This is a genomic window from Halomonas sp. SIMBA_159, from assembly GCF_046536035.1.
Classification (GTDB): Bacteria; Pseudomonadota; Gammaproteobacteria; order Pseudomonadales; family Halomonadaceae; genus Vreelandella; species Vreelandella venusta_A.
The window spans coordinates 1-262 of the sequence record NZ_JAWJBT010000849.1 but is presented as its reverse complement, the minus strand read 5'-3'; the positions used below and the strand labels follow the sequence as shown (position 1 = coordinate 262).

Annotated in this window: 1 protein-coding gene; it reads left to right on the top strand. The window is 53.1% G+C overall.

What is annotated here, in order from left to right; genetic code table 11:
* On the top strand, positions 1-262 hold a 262-nt coding region (locus tag R0J87_RS21635), incomplete at both ends, for an EscU/YscU/HrcU family type III secretion system export apparatus switch protein (RefSeq protein ID WP_498888874.1).

Genomic DNA, 262 nt, shown 5'->3' with positions numbered 1-262 from the left:
ATGCGATGGATTTGGTAGGGCTATGCGCACTGCTGGTGGTGCTTGGTGTCATTCCAATGGTGGGATTTGACGTCTTTTTCCAAATCTTCAGCCACCTGAAAAAGCTGCGAATGTCGCGGCAGGATATTCGTGATGAGTTCAAACAAAGCGAAGGCGACCCCCATGTTAAAGGACGGATCCGTCAGATGCAGCGAGCTGCCGCACGGCGTCGGATGATGGCCGATGTGCCGAAAGCGGATGTCATTGTCAATAACCCGACCCA